The organism is Janibacter hoylei PVAS-1, from assembly GCF_000297495.1.
In the GTDB taxonomy this organism is placed as follows: Bacteria; Actinomycetota; Actinomycetes; order Actinomycetales; family Dermatophilaceae; genus Janibacter; species Janibacter hoylei.
This window is the reverse complement of the sequence record NZ_ALWX01000104.1, coordinates 1-789: the sequence shown is the minus strand read 5'-3', so window position 1 is coordinate 789 and position 789 is coordinate 1. Positions and strand designations below refer to the sequence as shown.

The 789-nt window shown below is 55.0% G+C and carries 1 rRNA gene; it reads right to left on the bottom strand.

Features of this window, described 5'->3' with window-relative positions:
• Positions 1–789: ribosomal RNA gene (locus tag B277_RS17160) — 23S ribosomal RNA — on the bottom strand; the annotation flags it as partial.

Genomic DNA, 789 nt, shown 5'->3' with positions numbered 1-789 from the left:
TCCCACCTATCCTACACAAGCCGTCCCGATCACCAATACCAAGCTATAGTGAAGGTCCCGGGGTCTTTCCGTCCTGCTGCGCGTAACGAGCATCTTTACTCGTAGTGCAATTTCGCCGAGTTCGCGGTTGAGACAGTGGAGAAGTCGTTACGCCATTCGTGCAGGTCGGAACTTACCCGACAAGGAATTTCGCTACCTTAGGATGGTTATAGTTACCACCGCCGTTTACTGGGGCTTAAATTCTCAGCTTCGCCCACAAGGGGCTAACCGGTCCTCTTAACCTTCCAGCACCGGGCAGGCGTCAGTCCGTATACATCGTCTTGCGACTTCGCACGGACCTGTGTTTTTAGTAAACAGTCGCTTCTCCCTGGTCTCTGCGGCCCATCTTCCTAGCCCGCAAGGGGCTTCAGAATCCGGGCCCCCCTTCTCCCGAAGTTACGGGGGCATTTTGCCGAATTCCTTAACCACGATTCACTCGATCGCCTTAGTATTCTCTACTTAACCACCTGAGTCGGTTTGGGGTACGGGCGGCTAGAACCTCGCTAGAGGATTTTCTCGGCAGCATAGGATCACCCTGCTTCCCGCTATAAGCGGTCACTATCAGGTCTCAGGATACGTGCCAGGCGGATTTGCCTACCTGACTCCCTACACCCTTGGACGTGGACAACCATCGCCACGCGGAGGCTACCTTCCTGCGTCTCCCCATTGCTTGACTACTACCAGATCGGGTCACGCGTTCCACCCACCAACGAGATCCGAAGACCTCTAAGGGTGAGCTTCAGGCGTTTA